This is a genomic window from Andreesenia angusta, assembly GCF_001855385.1.
GTDB classification, from domain to species: domain Bacteria; phylum Bacillota; class Clostridia; order Tissierellales; family Gottschalkiaceae; genus Andreesenia; species Andreesenia angusta.
On sequence record NZ_MKIE01000008.1, the window covers coordinates 23,869 to 41,328 of the forward strand.

12 protein-coding genes and 1 riboswitch are annotated in these 17,460 nt (G+C 44.2%); of the genes, 8 read left to right on the forward strand and 4 right to left on the reverse strand.

Going from position 1 to position 17,460, the window contains the following annotated elements:
* Positions 1-68 precede the first annotated feature (68 nt).
* Together EUAN_RS09235 and EUAN_RS09240 are read left to right on the forward strand one after the other, a co-directional pair.
* Positions 69-1,310, forward strand: coding sequence for a M16 family metallopeptidase (locus EUAN_RS09235; RefSeq protein WP_071063952.1), 1,242 nt, complete (start codon positions 69-71; stop codon positions 1,308-1,310).
* A 1-nt stretch (position 1,311) separates the two neighbouring features.
* Positions 1,312-2,229: a serine hydrolase domain-containing protein gene (locus EUAN_RS09240; RefSeq protein ID WP_071063954.1), complete on the forward strand. Its 918-nt coding sequence runs from the start codon at positions 1,312-1,314 to the stop codon at positions 2,227-2,229.
* Between the two features lie 230 nt (positions 2,230-2,459).
* On the opposite strand, the gene dapB is transcribed toward EUAN_RS09240, so the two are convergent.
* The 4 genes from dapB to lysA form a co-directional block, all read right to left on the reverse strand.
* Positions 2,460-3,215 carry a 4-hydroxy-tetrahydrodipicolinate reductase gene (gene dapB, locus EUAN_RS09245; RefSeq protein WP_071063956.1) on the reverse strand — a complete coding sequence of 252 codons (756 nt, stop codon included), beginning with the start codon at positions 3,213-3,215 and terminating at the stop codon, positions 2,460-2,462.
* Positions 3,216-3,226: 11 nt separating this feature from the next.
* Positions 3,227-4,108 (reverse strand): 4-hydroxy-tetrahydrodipicolinate synthase, encoded by an 882-nt coding sequence (gene dapA / locus EUAN_RS09250; RefSeq protein WP_071063958.1) that lies wholly within the window; start codon positions 4,106-4,108, stop codon positions 3,227-3,229.
* A 28-nt stretch (positions 4,109-4,136) separates the two neighbouring features.
* A complete protein-coding gene (locus tag EUAN_RS09255) occupies positions 4,137-5,120 on the reverse strand; it encodes an aspartate-semialdehyde dehydrogenase (protein ID WP_071063960.1) in 984 nt (327 codons plus the stop codon).
* An 80-nt stretch (positions 5,121-5,200) separates the two neighbouring features.
* Positions 5,201-6,499 carry a diaminopimelate decarboxylase gene (lysA, locus tag EUAN_RS09260; protein ID WP_071063963.1) on the reverse strand — a complete coding sequence of 433 codons (1,299 nt, stop codon included), beginning with the start codon at positions 6,497-6,499 and terminating at the stop codon, positions 5,201-5,203.
* A gap of 105 nt (positions 6,500-6,604) precedes the next feature.
* A riboswitch (Lysine riboswitch) is annotated at positions 6,605-6,753 on the reverse strand.
* Positions 6,754-6,925: 172 nt separating this feature from the next.
* Here lysA and EUAN_RS09265 point away from each other — a divergent pair.
* From EUAN_RS09265 to EUAN_RS09290, 6 genes are all read left to right on the forward strand, one after another.
* Complete coding sequence (locus EUAN_RS09265; RefSeq protein WP_071063965.1) at positions 6,926-8,080, forward strand: M20 metallopeptidase family protein; 1,155 nt, start codon at positions 6,926-6,928, stop codon at positions 8,078-8,080.
* 267 nt (positions 8,081-8,347) lie between these two features.
* On the forward strand, positions 8,348-9,658 hold the full coding sequence (locus EUAN_RS09270) for a beta/alpha barrel domain-containing protein (protein ID WP_071063967.1): 1,311 nt from the start codon (positions 8,348-8,350) through the stop codon (positions 9,656-9,658).
* Between the two features lie 20 nt (positions 9,659-9,678).
* Positions 9,679-11,607 carry an aconitate hydratase gene (locus EUAN_RS09275; RefSeq protein WP_071063969.1) on the forward strand — a complete coding sequence of 643 codons (1,929 nt, stop codon included), beginning with the start codon at positions 9,679-9,681 and terminating at the stop codon, positions 11,605-11,607.
* 105 nt (positions 11,608-11,712) lie between these two features.
* A complete protein-coding gene (gene proB / locus EUAN_RS09280; protein ID WP_245674480.1) occupies positions 11,713-12,486 on the forward strand; it encodes a glutamate 5-kinase in 774 nt (257 codons plus the stop codon).
* A gap of 87 nt (positions 12,487-12,573) precedes the next feature.
* The gene (locus EUAN_RS09285) at positions 12,574-13,821 is read left to right on the forward strand and encodes a glutamate-5-semialdehyde dehydrogenase (protein ID WP_084655877.1); all 1,248 of its coding nucleotides are present in this window, start codon (positions 12,574-12,576) and stop codon (positions 13,819-13,821) included.
* Between the two features lie 33 nt (positions 13,822-13,854).
* A complete protein-coding gene (locus EUAN_RS09290; protein ID WP_071063976.1) occupies positions 13,855-17,292 on the forward strand; it encodes a pyruvate carboxylase in 3,438 nt (1,145 codons plus the stop codon).
* Positions 17,293-17,460 lie beyond the last annotated feature (168 nt).

Genomic DNA, 17,460 nt, shown 5'->3' on the forward strand with positions numbered 1-17,460 from the left:
CTTTTCTTTGTATACTTGTAAAGCAAACTCCGATATAATAAAGTCTATAGAAAAGTTTGGAGGAATATATGGGAAGATATTTTGATTCAATGGAAACGGTACTGAAAAATGGACTCAAGGTTGTAACTATAAAAAACGGAGAGCTGATATTCTCATCTCAGCTTGGGGTGAAGGTAGGGTCCATGTATGAGAGGGAAGATGAAAAGGGGCTTAGCCACCTCATAGAGCATATGCTCTTCAAGGGGACTGAAAAGCGAAGCAACTTTGACATAAACAGCGACATAGAGGAGCGAGGTGGAAGCTACACTGCTTACACCACCTACTCAGACACTATATACGGCATAACTGGCCTTTCGGAAGAGCTAGAGCCATCGCTGGACATCATATCTGATATAACTACTCACCCTACATTTCCGGTGGAGGAATTTGAAAAAGAGAAGTCAGTGATTATATCTGAAATCAGAAGCGGGCTGGACGATCTGGAAAACTACAGCTATTCGCTTGCGCACAGGCTTGCATTCGACAAGAGCTTTCTGAAATGGGATATAGCTGGGAATGAAAAACTCTTGAGGGGATACACCATAGATCAGGTCAGGGATTTCTACAGAAGATACTACAGACCCAACAACGCTGTGCTGACGGTGGTGTCGCCGTATGACCACGGCGAAGTGGTAGAGCTTGCGGAGAACTACTTCGGGTCATGGGAAGCTTCCGAGGTCGAGGAGCTCAAGATAGAAGATGAAGCAAACAGGGCAATAGAGGGGATAAAGCACAAGAAAGACATAGAGCAGAGCACCATAATCTACATGTACACTTTCTACGAGCTTACGAGAAGGGAAGAGATAGCGCTTGAAATCCTGAACTACAGGCTGGGGGAGAGTCCGAACTCCATACTGTTCAAGGAGCTAAGGGAAGACCTGGGGCTTACCTACGAAGTCTACTCTGACATGGACGCAAGCGACCACGTAAAGCTGCTGAACATCTACACATCGCTTCACGCAGAAGATGTAGAGACGGCTAGAGGGAGAATAGACGCAATAATAGACGGCCTTAAAGATGGTCACCTAATAGAGGATAGGAATATAGAGATAATGAAGAAGGTCATAAAGACGGCGATAGCCTCTACTATGATAGATCCTGAGAGCCTCTGTAACTACGTACTTGGTCAGCTTGTCTCGAATAAAAATCTCCATGCCTTTGAGGAAGACCTAGAGACGCTGAACAGCATCACAAAAGAAGAGATCATAGCTGTAGCCAGAAAAGTGCTTGAAGACCCTACCGTTCAGATAGTCTACAACGAAGGTGATTGATTTGAAGGAAATAGCTGATAAACTGACTTCAAATAAAAAGTGCAGCTGTCTGCTGGTGTTTAAAGGCGGAAAGACGGTGTATGAAAAGTACAGCGGCAGAGTGAGCCGGGATACTATACACCCCATAAACTCCATCACCAAGACAGTTGTTTCGATCTTGATGGGTATAGCTGTGGACAAGGGCTATATAGGGAGCTTGGATGACGACATAAGCGTATACGTTCCGGGAGCGCAGCGGGTCAGCATAAGAAGTCACCTGACCATGACCTCTGGCATGGACTGGAGCGAAGGGCTTATAAGAAAAGCATCGTGGAAAGAGTATATATGCTCGAAGGAAATAGCAGAGGAGAGAGCTGGAGTATTCCAGTACAACGGTGGCTCTTCGCATCTGCTGGGGATTGCGATTTCAAATGCTTCGGGAATGAGCCTTGAGGACTTTGCAAAAGATCATCTATTCAATCCGCTAGGCATAGAGCTTATGGAAGATGTGCCAGAACTTGAGTACAGACTGAGCAGCTACAGTTGGAAGAGGGCGCTGGCTTGGGATAGGGACCCAGAGGGATACAATATAGGCTCGTTTGGACTTAGCCTAAAGGCTGAGGATCTTCTGAAGCTAGGGGTTCTTATTCTAGGCGGAGGAATCTGGAATGGGAAAAGAGTAGTCTCTAGGGAATATATAGAGGAGATGATAAAGCCTCATGTCAAAGCCGGTCTTCTTCACTACGGCTATCATATATGGGTCAAGAAGACAAGGGGAGTGGCTACAGTCTCTGCGCTTGGCTATGGAAATCAGTACCTTACAGTGCTGCCCGAGCATGATGCAGTAATAGTCATACTGTCTGAAAGCGACGGAGAGCAGTCCTCTGAAATAGAAAAACACCATGGCGAGCTTATAGGCGCTGTTTCAAAGATATTATAGTCTTATGTTGTTTGAATAGACAAAGTCATAAGCTGCCAGCACACTCCGATTTGATAAATACACTAGAACCGCTCAAACACCGGATTAAAACGCATTTTCGTTTGTTCTGTATTTATAACAAGTCTCCATGACGCTGCTCAGCTACTATGACTTTGCTGTATTCTACTTAACAAGTATCTATATATACTGAAAAGCAAAAAGAGAATCCAATTGGATTCTCTTTTTTATGCTTATTCAGCGCTGAATAGATCGCTCATGCTGTAAAGGCCTGCTGGCTTTCCAGTCATGTAGTGAGCAGCTCTTACAGAGCCGACTGCAAATATCTTCTTAGACATAGCAGTGTGCTTTATCTCCACTATCTCGTCCACTCCAGCAAATATAACTGTGTGCTCTCCAACTATAGAGCCGCCTCTTACGGCGTGAACTCCAATCTCGTTAGGTGTCCTCTTAGTGTCGTTCCCAACACGTCCGTGGACGAAACTCATTTGACCGTTCAACTCTTCGTTTGCGGCATCTGCAAGCATCCTGGCAGTTCCACTAGGTGAGTCCACTTTCTTGTTGTGGTGCTTTTCTATTATCTCTATGTCGAAACCAGGGAGCGAGTTCACAGCCTTTCTCAGAAGGTCTATAAGCACGTTCACCCCGAGCGACATATTTCCAGAGAAGAGGATAGGCGCTTTTTTCGAAGCTTCTCTCATGCTCTCCAGCTCATCTTCAGAGTACCCTGTAGAAGCTATAATAGCCGGGATACCTGTTTTCACAGAGTAGTCGAGTATGCTAGGAAGCGCCTCCGGCTTAGAGAAGTCTATTATGGCGTCAGCCTCTCCGCTGAACTCGCTTATGTCCTTGAATACAGGGTAGCTGTTTTCAACTCCGTCAAACAGGTCTACACCTGCGACTATTTCAGCACCTGGATCTTCTGCTACAACTCCGTCTATAACTCTTCCCATGACGCCGTTGCATCCGCAAAGTATAATCTTAGTCATAAAACCCCTCCTTATAGTAGGTTCAGTTTCTTCATAGCTGCTGCAAGCACAGCTTCGTTGTCCTCGGCCATAGGCGTTAGAGGGAGTCTCATAGGTCCAACTCCTCTTCCCATGAGGTTAAGGGCAGCTTTTACAGGTATAGGGTTAGGCTCTATGAAAAGTGTGTCTATAAACTCCTTGTGGCTTACCTGTAGTTTTCTAGAAGTCTCTGTATCTCCTTCTAGGAAAGAGAATACCATGTCATGAGTTTCCTTAGGAAGCACATTTGCAAGTACAGATATAACGCCACAACCTCCTATAGATAGAAGTGGAGTTATGAGGTCGTCGTTTCCAGAGTAGATCGCGAAATCCTCTCCGCATAGAGCTGCTATCTCTATGGCAAGCCCTATATCACCTGAAGCCTCTTTTACACCTACTATGTTCTTGTGCTTAGAAAGCTCGTATACCACGCTCGCTGGCATATTCACGCCTGTTCTTCCCGGCACGTTGTAGAGTATAATCGGGATATTCACTGCATCAGCTATAGCTGTGAAGTGAGCTACGAGCCCGCTCTTAGAAGCCTTGTTGTAGTATGGAGTGACCGAGAGTATACCGTCTGCCCCTACTTCTTCACAACGCTTAGATAGCTCTACGCCGTGTGCAGTGTGGTTGCTTCCGGCTCCAGCTATTACAGGGATTCTTCCGGCTACTTTTTTCACAGTGTACTCTATTGCAGAAATCTGCTCTTCGTCTGTAAGGGTAGAAGCTTCACCTGTAGTGCCGCATATTATTATGGCGTCTGTGCTGTTCTCTATTTGGAATTCGATAAGCTCGCCTAGCTTGTCGAAGTTTATGCTCATATCTTCGTTGAAAGGTGTTATTATGGCAACACCTGAACCTTTAAACAATGTCATGCTGTCGTCCTCCTGTAGTTACAGTCTATTATTGCATTTTCTTTACGAGCAGCTCGGCTATTTGAACTGTATTTGTAGCAGCTCCTTTTCTTATGTTGTCAGCTACAACCCATAGGTTTAATCCGTTCTCTATGCTCTCGTCTCTTCTGATTCTTCCTACAAACACTTCGTCGTGACCGTCAGCAGTTACCTGCATTGGGTATACGTTGTTTGCAACGTCGTCCTGAACTACTACACCTTCGGCGCTTTCAAGCACTTTGAAGACTTCGTCCATCTCGAAAGAGTTTTCAAACTCAAGGTTTACAGATACAGCATGTCCGTTTCTCACAGGAACCCTAACTGTAGTTGCAGTGATCTTAAGAGAGTCGTCGTGAAGTATCTTCTTAGTCTCTTCTATCATCTTCATCTCTTCTTTAGTGTAGCCGTTTTCCATAAATACATCTATATGTGGAAGACAGTTGTAAGAGATAGGGTGTGGATAGTTGTCAGTAGTTCCGTTTTCAAGGTCTGCTATACCTTTTACTCCTGAGCCAGAAACAGCCTGGTAAGTAGAGTAGATGATTCTCTTTATCTTGAAAGCCTTGTGAAGCGCCTTAAGTGGAGGCATCATCTGTATAGTAGAGCAGTTAGGGTTAGCTATTATTCCAGAGTTCCAGTCTATGTCTTCAGGGTTTACCTCAGGCACAACTAGAGGAACGTCATTCTCCATTCTCCAAGCGCTGCTGTTGTCTACAACTATAACTCCTTTAGACTTAGCGATAGGAGCGAACTTCTTGCTTATATCTCCTCCGGCAGAGAAAAGAGCTATGTCGATGTCTTTGTCGAAAGAAGACTCAGTAAGCTCTTCCACAGTGTACTCGTTGCCCTTTACAGTCACCTTGTTTCCAGCTGACTTGGCTGAAGAAAACAGATACAGGTTTTCAAAAGGGAAGTCTCTTTCCTCTAGAACCTTTATAAAAGTAGTTCCAACCATTCCAGTAGCTCCAACTATTGCTAAATTTACTTTTTTCATTTATATATCACCTCGTATTTTATTTGTAGAATCTAATTCCATAGAATTATAGCATATTAATCATCCGATTTCCAATTTAGTTACAGCACATCATTTCTTACAAGATCTTCAAGCGTCTCTCTCTTAACTGCAAGTCTTGCCGAACCGTCTTTTACGAACACCACGGCAGGTCTTCCGTTTCTATTGTAGTTGCTAGACATGCTGTAAGTGTAGGCTCCTGTAGTGGAAACTGCAAGCAGATCTCCAGGCACAGCCTCTGGAAGTTCGATATCTTTTATTATGATATCTCCAGATTCGCAGCATTTTCCGGCTACAGTGTAGGTCCTTGTGCTCTTCTCGTTCATCTTGTTGGCTATGGCACCTTCGTATTTGGCAGAGTAGAGGGCAGGCCTTGGATTGTCAGTCATTCCGCCGTCTATGAAGATGTAGTCTTTCCCGCCGTAAGTCTCTTTAGTTCCACCGATTTCGTAAAGTGTAGTTCCTGCATTTGAAACCATAGATCTTCCAGGCTCTATCATTATCTTGAGGCTTGGAAGTCCGACTTCTGAAAGCTTCGACTCCACGTTTGAAACAAGGTGCTTAAGGAAAGCTCCAAGCTCCATAGGATCGTCTTCCTCAGTGTAGTAGACTCCGAATCCACCACCTAAGTTAAGCGCTTCTACAGTGACTCCAGTCTTCTCCTTCACATCCACCGCGAAGTCCACCATGGCAAGAGCTGCCTGTATAAACGACTTCTCCTCGAATATCTGAGAGCCTATGTGGCAGTGGAAGCCTTTGAAGTCGAACGCATCGCTCTCTGAGAGCTTCTTTGTAAGTGCATATATGTCCTCGTCGTATATAGACTCTCCGAACTTAGAGTCCAGCTTTGAAGTCTTTATATAGTCGTGAGTGTGTGCATCTATTCCAGGGTTGACCCTTAATAGTACGCTCTGAGTCTTTCCTTTTTCCTTAAGCATAGCTTCAAGTGTATCTATCTCTTGTCTGTGGTCAAGCACTATAGTTCCTAGTCCGTGCTCTATAGCTAGTTCAAGCTCTGCCCTAGTCTTGTTGTTTCCATGGAAGTAGACCCTCTCCATAGGGAAGCCCGCCTTTATTGCAGTGTATATCTCTCCGCCAGACACTACGTCCATGCTTAGGCCCTCTTCGCTTATAAGCTTGGCCATGGCCACGTTCAAGAAAGCTTTTGAAGCGTATATAACCTCTGTGCTCAGTACAGAAGATTTGAAGTTGTCGGCAAACAGTTTGCAAGTCTCCCTTATATAAGCTTCATCCATTATATAGAGTGGAGTTCCGAACTCTTTCTTTAGTTCATAAACCGACTTTCCTCCTATTTCAAGTACACCTTCGCTGTTTGTCTTCATAGTTCCGAATAATTTCATACAATCACCGCTTTCTATTTAGTTTTTATAATAAAAAAAGACTACGAGCAAAAGGCACTCATAGTCTCTAGTTTACAAAGTTCATAAACAAACCTTCTGCCCTCGATATGATAAGTACTCCAACAGGAAACTGGGCAAACCCCTGTTGACAGTACTATACTTGTTCAGCATAGTCCCAACACATAAAATGCATTTCGGCGATTTCACCTTTCGTCGATAGACTACTCTTTAAAACCGCGGCCTCTTTATCACACCGTAATCTTTAATTGTTTCAATAAATATTAGCAGATAAAACAGTAGGTGTCAAGAGAAAACACCTGGATATAAAAAATATAAAGTCAAAAAAATCTACCTAGGGAACTGGACAAGTTATATAATGAAGAAAAAGAGCAAAGCGAAAATCAAAGTAGAAGAGGGGTTGAGCATATGTTGCTGAAAGACGAGTGGAGAGAAGAGATAGTCGAGAACAGGGAGTTTCTGCATCGAATACCGGAGCTTGGATTCAAGGAGTTCAAGACTTCTAAATATATATTCAAAAAACTGAAAGAGTACGGGTATCAAGTGGAAAAGGTGGCCGGGACTGGAGTGGTTGGATTCAGGAAAGGCACAGACTCTAGCGACAGCACCATAGCCTTTAGGGCCGACATGGATGCGTTGGCGCTTAGAGAGCAGACAGGGCTTGCTTTCTCATCTGTGATGGAGAACAGGATGCATGCCTGCGGTCATGACGGGCATATGGCGATACTGCTTGGGCTTGCAAGATACGTTTCAGAGCTCCCAGAGATAGGTAAGAACATACTTCTTATCTTCCAGCCGGCAGAGGAAGGGCCTGGAGGGGCTGAGGTGATAGTGAGAAACAATTTGCTGAAAAAGTACTCTGTAGAGGCCATATTCGGGCTTCACATACACCCGAGCGTGGCAGAGGGGATGATTGCGGTAAACCATGGACCTATAATGGCCGAATGCGGAGAGATAAATATAAGAGTGAAGGGAAGAGGCGGACATGGGGCCATGCCTGAAAAGGGGATAGACTCGATATACGTGGCCTGCCAGCTTATAAACAGCTACCAGAGCATCATAAGCAGAAATATAGAGGCAGTCGAGGGCGGAGTCATAAGCGTAGGCAAAATAGCTGGAGGAGAGGCCAGAAACATAATGGCCGAGGAGGTGTGCTTTGAAGGCACTATCAGGGCATACAGAGAAGACGTGTACGAGACCATAAAGAGGCGAATATCAGAGATAAACAGGGGATTTGAGCTGGCCCATGGGGTGGAGATAGAGGAGTATATAGAGGATATGTACCCGGCGGTTGTAAACGACTTTGCGCTCTACAACAGGATGTTAGAGGCTTTCGAAGAAGAGGAGATAGAAGTGCTCAAGCCCATGATGATAGCTGAAGACTTCTCCTACTACCAGAAGGAGGTGCCAGGGCTGTTCTATATACTTGGATCTAGAAACGAGGAAAAGGGATATGCATACCCGCTGCATCACTGCAAGTTTAACTTCGATGAAAATGTACTTTACAGAGGCGTAGAGTCGCTTGTCAGGATTGCTAAAATGATGGGAGTCGCAGTGAAATAGCCGTCAAACAAAAATGCAAGAACTAAAAAAAAACTTGCAACACATATTGTCAATATCTATGGATTATGTTAGAATATTTTTAACAATTGAATACAATATGTAAAATAATAAACTGAGAAATCGATGAAATGCGAATAATGCACTATAAAAGATACAGTTTAAAAAGAGTCGGGAAAACATGTTCAAAAGAAACAATGAATGTTCTAGAGTTAAACTTGCAAGAATCGGTGCAGGTCGGATAAACCTAGAAAGAGGAGGAAAGAGCTAATGATGAAAGACGAGAAGAAGCTTTACAAGGATATATTTCCTTACAGCGAAGTGCCTAAGACGAGATTTGACAATGTACTTGTACCTATGGACCTTCAGGAAGAGGTCTGGGTTACAGACACTACATTTAGAGATGGACAGCAGTCGATGGCTTCATTTGAAGTGGAGCAGATATCTAAGATATTCGACTACCTTCATATAATAGACAATGGATCGGGGATAATAAGACAGTCGGAGTTTTTCCTTTACACAGATAAAGACAGAAAGGCTGTAGAGGTATGCCAGGAGAAGGGGTACGAGTTCCCGGAGATAACATCTTGGATAAGAGCCAAGGCTGAAGACCTTAAGCTTGTAAGGGATATGGAGATAAAAGAGACAGGCATGCTGATGTCGTGCTCAGACTACCATATATACGACAAGCTGGGAATGAACAGAGAAGAGGCTCTTAGATACTATGTGGAGATGGCGAGCAAGGCTATAGAGTACGGAATAAAGCCAAGATGCCATCTTGAGGACATAACTAGGGCAGATTTCTTCGGATTTGTAATTCCACTTGTACAGGAGCTTATGAAGCTTTCAAAGGATTCAGGTGTGGACGTGAAGATAAGAGCTTGCGACACATTGGGGCTAGGAGTTCCTTACAACGGAGTGGAGCTTCCAAGAAGCGTGCCAGCCCTTATACATGGTCTTAAGAACTACGGTGGAGTTCCGTCAAGGCTTATGGAGTGGCATGGACACAACGACTTCTACAACGTAGTCACAAATTCTGCGACGGCTTGGATGTACGGATGCAACGGTGTAAACGGAACTGTATTCGGGATAGGGGAGAGAACAGGAAACTGCCCTATAGAGGCCATGATGATAGAATATGGACAGCTGAAAGGCAATATGAAGAGCCTAGACCTTACGCATATAACTGAGCTTGCCAACTACTTCAAGTCTGAGCTAGGATATGAAGTACATGAAAAGACGCCTTTCGTAGGAGACGACTTCAACGTGACAAAGGCTGGGATACATGCAGACGGGCTTCTCAAGAACGAGGAGATTTACAATGCCTTCGACACCAGAAAGATACTGGGAAGGCCTCCGCTAGTGGCTGTAAACCAGTACTCAGGGATGGCTGGAATAGCGGCTTGGATAAATGGATACTTCAACCTTGAAGGAGAGGCGAAGTACGGCAAGAAGGACGAGGCCATCTTGCCTATAAAGGCTTGGGTAGACGAGCAGTACGAAAATGGAAGAACTACTGTGATCAGAAACGACGAGCTTAAGAAAGTAACACTAGAGCATATAGCTGAATTAAATAAATAGAAAAATTGGAGGGGATGTATTTGAAACTTACAGTTGCACAGAAGATAATAAAAGAACATCTAGTTACAGGAACTATGGAAAAAGGAACAGAGATAGGTCTTAGAATAGACCAGACTCTTACTCAGGACTCTACAGGGACTATGGCATACCTTCAGTTTGAAGCTATGGACGTAGACAGAGTTAAGACTAAGAAATCAGTTGCATATATAGACCACAACATGCTTCAGGCAGGGCCTGAGAATGCAGACGACCACGCATATATCCAGACAGTTGCCAAGAAGCACGGAATATACTTCTCTAAGCCTGGAAACGGGATATGCCACCAGGTGCACCTAGAGAGATTCTCAGTGCCAGGGCAGACTCTTATAGGCTCAGATAGCCACACACCTACTTGCGGTGGAATAGGAATGCTATCTATAGGGGCAGGCGGACTTGACGTTGCAGTTGCAATGGCAGGAGGAGAGTACTTCATAACTATGCCTTCTATGGTAAAAGTAGAGCTTAAAGGAAAGCTTAAGCCTGGAGTGTCTGCGAAAGACATAATACTTGAAGTGCTTAGAAACTTCACTGTAAAAGGCGGAGTGAACAAGATATTCGAATACTGTGGAGAGGGAGTTAAGTCGCTTTCAGTACCGGACAGAGCCACTATAACTAACATGGGAGCAGAGCTTGGAGCCACTACTTCTATATTCCCGTCAGACGAAAATACTAGAGCTTTCCTAAAGGCTCAGGGAAGAGAAGATGTATTCATGGAGCTTTCAGCAGACGAGGGAGCGGAGTACGACGAGGAGCTAGTTATAAACCTAGACGAGCTGGAGCCGCTAATAGCTTGCCCACACAGCCCAGACAGCGTTGTGAAGGTAGCTGAGGTAGCTGGAAAGAAAGTAAACCAGGTTGCCATAGGAAGCTGTACAAACTCATCTCTTACAGATATGATGAAAGTTGCCAAGATACTTGAAGGAAAGACAGTTGCAGAAGACGTTTCGCTTGTAATATCTCCTGGATCTAAGCAAGTTCTAAACATGCTTGCAGAGAACGGAGCGCTTGCCAAGCTTGTAGCTGCGGGAGCTAGAATACTGGAGAGCGGATGCGGACCTTGCATAGGAATGGGACAGGCTCCTAAGACTGACGCTGTATCGCTTAGAACTTTCAACAGAAACTTCAAGGGAAGATCTGGAACAGTTTCAGCAGATGTATACCTTGTAAGCCCAGAGGTTGCGGCAGTTGCAGCTATAACAGGAGTTATAACTGATCCAAGAGAGTATATAACAGACTTCAGCGACATAGCTATACCTGAGAAGTACACAGTAAACGACAACCTTGTAGTGAGCCCGGCGGAAGACGGAAGCAGTGTAGAAGTAGTTAGAGGACCTAATATAAAGCCATTCCCTAAAGGTGGAGCTCTTGCAGAGAACCTAGTTGGGAAAGTGCTTATAAAGGTAGAGGACAATATAACTACTGACCACATAATGCCTTCAAATGCAAAGCTGCTTCCTTACAGATCGAATATACCTTACCTTGCAGACCACTGCTTGGTGCCTTGCGACCCAGACTTCCCTTCTAGAGCTAAAGAGAACGGCGGAGGGGTAATAGTTGCAGGAACTAACTATGGACAGGGATCTAGTAGAGAGCACGCAGCGCTTGCACCACTTTACCTTGGAGTGAGAGCTGTAGTGGCGAAATCTTTTGCTAGAATACACAGACAGAACTTAATAAACAATGGAATTGTGCCTCTAGTATTTAAGAATGAAGCAGATTATGATACTATAGACTTATTAGACGAGTTGGAAGTCGCAAACGTAAAAGGTCAAATTTCTGGATCAAGCCTTGTGCTAGTGAACAAGACTAAAGGACTTGAGTACGAGATGGAGATAGACCTGACTGAAAGACAGCAGAAGATGCTAGAAGCTGGCGGACTTCTCAACTTGATGAAAGAAAGCAACAAATAGAGAAAAATCATTCAAATATAGATAATCGGGTCCAAGGGGCTTGATTATCTATATTTTGTATACTTAAGAAAAGGGTGGATAGAATTGGACGCCAGAGACAGAATATTGGATGCAAAAAAAATAGTGGTAAAGGTTGGGACGACTACCCTTACTCACGAGAGCGGAAAGCTAAACCTCAACAGGATAGAGAAGCTTGCAAGAGTTCTTTCCGACTTAAACAACAGCGGAAAGCAGTTTATACTGGTTTCTTCTGGAGCTATAGGAGTCGGGGTTAATAGACTTAATTTAGACAGAGCAGATATGACTCTGCCTGAAAGGCAGGCTTCGGCCTCAGTTGGACAGGCAATACTTATGAAGATATACCAGAAACTCTTTGGAGAGTACAATCAGACTGTCTCCCAGATACTGCTTACAAAAGACATAATGGATAACCTAGAGGGCAAGCAGAACGCTGAGAACACGATGAATACTTTGCTGGAGCTTGGGATAATTCCCATAGTCAACGAAAACGACACTATTTCTACTTTTGAAATCCAGTTTGGAGATAACGACACTCTTTCGGCTACAGTGGCTAGCCTGGTGGATGCTGATCTCTTGATACTTCTCTCAGACATAGATGGGCTCTTTACAGCTGACCCTAGGAAAGATCCAGATGCCAAGATAATATCAGTTGTAGAAGAGGTCACAAGAGAGGTTGAATCGCTTGCATCTGGAAGCGGAAGCGAGTTTGGAACAGGAGGCATGATCACAAAGCTGACTGCGGCCAAGATATGCGGAAAAGAGGGAATAGACACTATAATAGCCAACGGCGAAGACCCTTCCATTATTTACAACATATTAGATGGGGAAGAGATAGGGACGCTATTTCTCTCGCGCTAAATAAAGTTACTGAGACGGAAAAAAATATGTAAAAATCACTCTGTTTGTGGTAATATTTTTAAAAGTGATATACGGGAGGAGATTTTTTTGAGTACATTAAACGAGATAGGAAAGAGAGCAAAGGAAACCAGCTTTGTACTAGGCAAACTCTCTACTACAGATAAGAATGCGGCTTTAAAGAAAGCGGCAGACAAGCTGATATCTGAGTCGGAGAGGATACTAGAAGCCAACAGACTAGATCTTGAAGCCGCTGAAGCTAACGGTGTAAAGGGGTCCCTCTTGGACAGGCTTACACTAGATAATGAGAGGATAGAATCCATGGCAAATGGCCTACTAGAGCTTATAAACCTAGAAGACCCAGTCGGAGAAGTTCTATCTATGAAGAAGAGGCCAAATGACCTTGTGATAGGCCAAAAGAGAGTTCCACTTGGAGTAGTGGGCATAATATACGAAGCTAGACCTAATGTAACAGTGGATGGATTCGGACTGTGTTTGAAAACTGGAAATGCTGTCATACTGAAAGGCGGCAAGGAGGCCATAAACTCCAATATAGCCATAATAGACATAATACAGGAATCTCTTGAGGAGTCGGGAATACCTAGAGATGCTGTACAGCTTATAAAGAGCACCGACAGACAGTCTACAACAGAGCTTATGAAGCTGACAGAGTACCTCGACGTGCTTATACCTAGAGGTGGAAGTGGACTTATAAAGGCAGTGGTGGAAAACAGCACTGTGCCTGTGATAGAGACAGGAGCTGGGAACTGTCATGTATATATAGATTCTCATGCAGACGTTTCAAAGGCCATACCTATAGTGGTAAACGCCAAGACCCAGAGGCCGGGAGTATGCAACGCAATAGAGCATGTACTGATTCACAACGACAAGCTGGAAGAGTCGGCGCTTGAGATATACAAAGCGCTTTCGGAAAAAGGCGTGGAGGTAAGAGGCGACGAGAGATTCAGAGCCTATGCTAAAGACGCAGTGGAAGCTACAGAAGACGACTGGAAGACAGAGTACCTAGACTACATCATATCCATAAAGACAGTGGATTCTTTCGACGAGGCTGTTTCGCATATAAATGCACACAGCACAAAGCACTCTGAATCCATAATAACAGAGGATTACAGCAGCGCGCAGAGATTCCTAGACGAGATAGACTCGGCGGCTGTGTATGTAAATGCTTCCACCAGATTTACGGACGGATCGGAGTTTGGATTTGGAGCAGAGATTGGAATAAGCACACAGAAGCTTCACGCCAGAGGGCCTATGGGGCTTAAGGAGCTTACTTCGACCAAGTATATAATATACGGAAACGGACAGATAAGAGGATAAAAGCTTAAAATACGAAGAAGAGAGGTGTTTGGATTGAAGAAATTTAAAAGAATACTGGTTGCAAACAGAGGAGAAATAGCCATAAGAGTATTCAGAGCTTGTGCAGAGCTTGGAATAAGATCGGTGGCAATCTACTCGAAGGAAGACAAAAACTCGCTTTTCAGAACAAAGGCGGATGAATCATACCTTATAGGAAAGAACAAAGGTCCTGTAGAGGCTTACCTCAACATAGACGAGATAATAAGCCTTGCCCTTAAGAAAGGTGTGGATGCAATCCACCCTGGATACGGATTCCTTTCAGAGAACACAGAGTTTGCAAGAAAATGCGAAGAGGCGGGCATAGAGTTCATAGGGCCTACTCACGAGATGATGGACAGCCTTGGAGACAAGATAAAGTCCAAGATGGTTGCGAACAAAGTGGGCGTACCTACTATACCTGGTATAGAGAAGGCAGCCAAGACAGAAGAAGAGGTAAGAGAGTATGCAGAGTACTGCGGATACCCTGTAATCCTTAAAGCCGCTGCAGGCGGTGGAGGAAGAGGTATGAGAATAGTCAGAACTCCTGAAGAGCTAATACCTGAGTACCACAGTGCCAAAAACGAAGCCAAGAAGGCTTTCGGAATAGACGACATATTCGTAGAAAAATACCTTGAAAAGCCTAAGCATATAGAGGTGCAGATACTTGGAGACAAGCACGGAAACATAGTTCATCTCTACGAGAGAGACTGCTCTATACAGAGAAGACACCAGAAAGTTGTGGAGTTCACGCCAGCGCTATCAATAACAGAAGAGCAGAGACAGAACATCTGCGCCGACGCAGTCAAGATAGCTAAAGCTGTGGACTACAGAAGTGCGGGAACAGTTGAGTTCCTTATGGACGTAAACGGGGACCACTACTTTATAGAGATGAACCCTAGAATACAGGTTGAGCACACTGTAACAGAGATGGTGACAGGAATAGACATAGTTCAAAGCCAGATACTAGTTGCGGAAGGGTACAGCCTTGACTCTGAGATGATAGGAATAGAGTCTCAAGAGAGCGTACAGCCTAGAGGATTCTCTATACAGTGCAGGGTTACGACAGAAGACCCTCTAAACAACTTCGCTCCTGACACTGGAACTATAGACATGTACAGAACAGGTTCTGGACTTGGAGTTAGACTTGACGGAGGAAACGGATTTACAGGCGCTGTCATAAGCCCTTACTACGACAGTCTTCTTGTAAAGACGACTTCATTCGGAAGAAACTTCCCAGACGCAATCAGAAAAGTAAAGAGAGCGCTTAAAGAGCTTAAGATAAGAGGCGTCAAGACAAATATACCGTTCCTTATAAACGTGCTCAACCATTCAGACTTTGAAGCGGGAATCTGCGACACTGGATTTATAGAGAACAACCCTGAGCTATTCAAGATAAGCACAGAGGCAGACCTTGAGCTTAGACTGCTTAAGTATATAGGCGAGAAGTCTATGAACACAAAGTCAAGGGAGTTTATGGAAAAGTTCGATGTTCCAGTTATCCCTAAGGTAGAAGTGCCTGCAGATCTAAGAGGAACAAAGCAGATACTTGACGAAAGAGGACCAGAAGGCCTTGTCGAGTGGATAAAGGGAACTAACAGACTACTTCTTACGGACACTACTATGAGAGACGCTCACCAGTCGCTTATGGCTACACGTGTTAGGACAAACGACATGGTGAAGATAGCGAAACCTACATCGGTTCTAGCTAAAGACCTTTTCTCGCTTGAGCTTTGGGGTGGAGCTACTTTCGACGTGGCGTACAGATTCCTGAAGGAGTCTCCATGGGAAAGACTTGAACTGCTCAGAAAGAAAATACCTAATATCCTGTTCCAGATGCTGATAAGAGGGGCGAATGGAGTCGGATACAAGAACTATCCAGACAACGTGATAAGAGACTTTATAAAGGAGTCTGCTGAGACTGGAATAGACGTATTCAGAGTTTTCGACTCGCTCAACTGGCTAAAGGGAATGGAAGTAGCAGTAGACGAAGTCTTGAAGACTGGAAAAGTGGCTGAGGCCTGCATCTGCTACACAGGAGATATCCTGGATGACAGCAGGGACAAATACACTCTTGACTACTATGTAAAGACTGCAAAAGAGATAGAGAAGATGGGAGCCCACATACTTGCTATAAAAGACATGGCGGCGCTTCTAAAGCCTCATGCTGCAAGCAAGCTTGTAAAGGCGCTTAAGCAGGAAATAGGAATACCAATCCACTTCCACACTCATGACACAAGTGGAAATGGAGTTGCATCTGTGCTGATGGCGGCAGAGGCCGGAGTCGACATAGTTGACACTGCATTCAACAGCATGGCAGGACTTACAAGCCAGCCAGCGCTTAACTCTGTAGTTGCAGCGCTTGAAAACACTGACAGAAGCACAGGTCTTTCGTTAGATGGACTTCAGGAGATATCAGACTACTGGAGCGCTGTGAGACCAGTTTACTCTCAGTTCGAGTCTGGACTCAAGTCTGGAACTACTGAGATATACAAGAACGAAATACCAGGCGGACAGTACTCAAACCTCAAGCCGCAGGTGGAGAGCTTCGGAATAGGACATAGATTCGAAGACGTCAAGAAGATGTACAAAGTTGTAAACGACATGCTGGGAGATATAGTAAAGGTTACTCCTACTTCTAAAGTAGTTGGAGACATGGCCATATTCATGGTTCAAAACGACCTTACTCCAGAGAATATATACGAGAAGGCGAAAGACATGTCTTTCCCAGATTCAGTTGTATCTTACTTCCAGGGAATGATGGGTCAGCCTATAGGAGGATTCCCAGAGGAGCTTCAGAAGCTTGTGCTTAAAGGGGAAGAGCCTATAACTTGCAGGCCAGGAGAGCTATTAGAGCCAGAGGATTTCGATGCAATAGAGAAGTATCTGACAGACAAGTACAAGATTGAATTCAGTAAGAAAGACGTGCTTGCATACGCGCTCTACCCTAAGGTGTTCGAGGAGTATGTGGAGTATGTGTCTAAGAACGGAAGCTTCACAAAGATGGGAAGCGACATCTACTTCTACGGACTGAACGAAGAAGAGACTTGCGAGGTGGAGATAGAAGAAGGAAAGGTGCTTATAATCAAGCTTCTTGAAATAGGAAGACTAGATGATCAAGGTTATAGAACACTTTACTTCGAGGTAAACGACACTAGAAGAGCTATAAAGATAAAAGACGAGAACAGCATAATAGCGGCTGGAATAACAGTTCAGGAGTCTAGAATGGCTGATCCTGACAACAAGAAAGAGATCGGAGCCAGCATACCTGGTACTATAATAAAAGTGCTTGTAAGCGAAGGTGATGAAATCAAAGCCAACCAGACTGTTGCAGTTATAGAGGCCATGAAGATGGAGACAAACGTGGTTGCTTCAGAAGATGGAGTGGTAGAGTCTGTGCTCATCTCTCCAGAGCAGAGCGTAAAATCTGGAGAACTGCTTGTTACACTTAAGTAGGTAGATAGAGGAAAGTGAAAGGCTATTGAGACGAATTGAGTTTCAATAGCCTTTTTATCTATGAATACATTTACACGATAATATAAATCAAGTAGAATAAATATGAAGGTTTTTCTATTTTGTAACATATTGAAATAGTTAAGATTTCGTAAAATATAAGTGATGGGA

Coding starts and splice junctions, on each gene's coding strand:
- dapA (WP_071063958.1), bottom strand. CDS start 4,108: ATGACATTGTTTAAAGGTTCAGGTGTTGCCATAATAACACCTTTCAAC.
- EUAN_RS09265 (WP_071063965.1), top strand. CDS start 6,926: ATGTTGCTGAAAGACGAGTGGAGAGAAGAGATAGTCGAGAACAGGGAG.
- EUAN_RS09270 (WP_071063967.1), top strand. CDS start 8,348: ATGATGAAAGACGAGAAGAAGCTTTACAAGGATATATTTCCTTACAGC.
- EUAN_RS09255 (WP_071063960.1), bottom strand. CDS start 5,120: ATGAAAAAAGTAAATTTAGCAATAGTTGGAGCTACTGGAATGGTTGGA.
- EUAN_RS09235 (WP_071063952.1), top strand. CDS start 69: ATGGGAAGATATTTTGATTCAATGGAAACGGTACTGAAAAATGGACTC.
- dapB (WP_071063956.1), bottom strand. CDS start 3,215: ATGACTAAGATTATACTTTGCGGATGCAACGGCGTCATGGGAAGAGTT.
- lysA (WP_071063963.1), bottom strand. CDS start 6,499: ATGAAATTATTCGGAACTATGAAGACAAACAGCGAAGGTGTACTTGAA.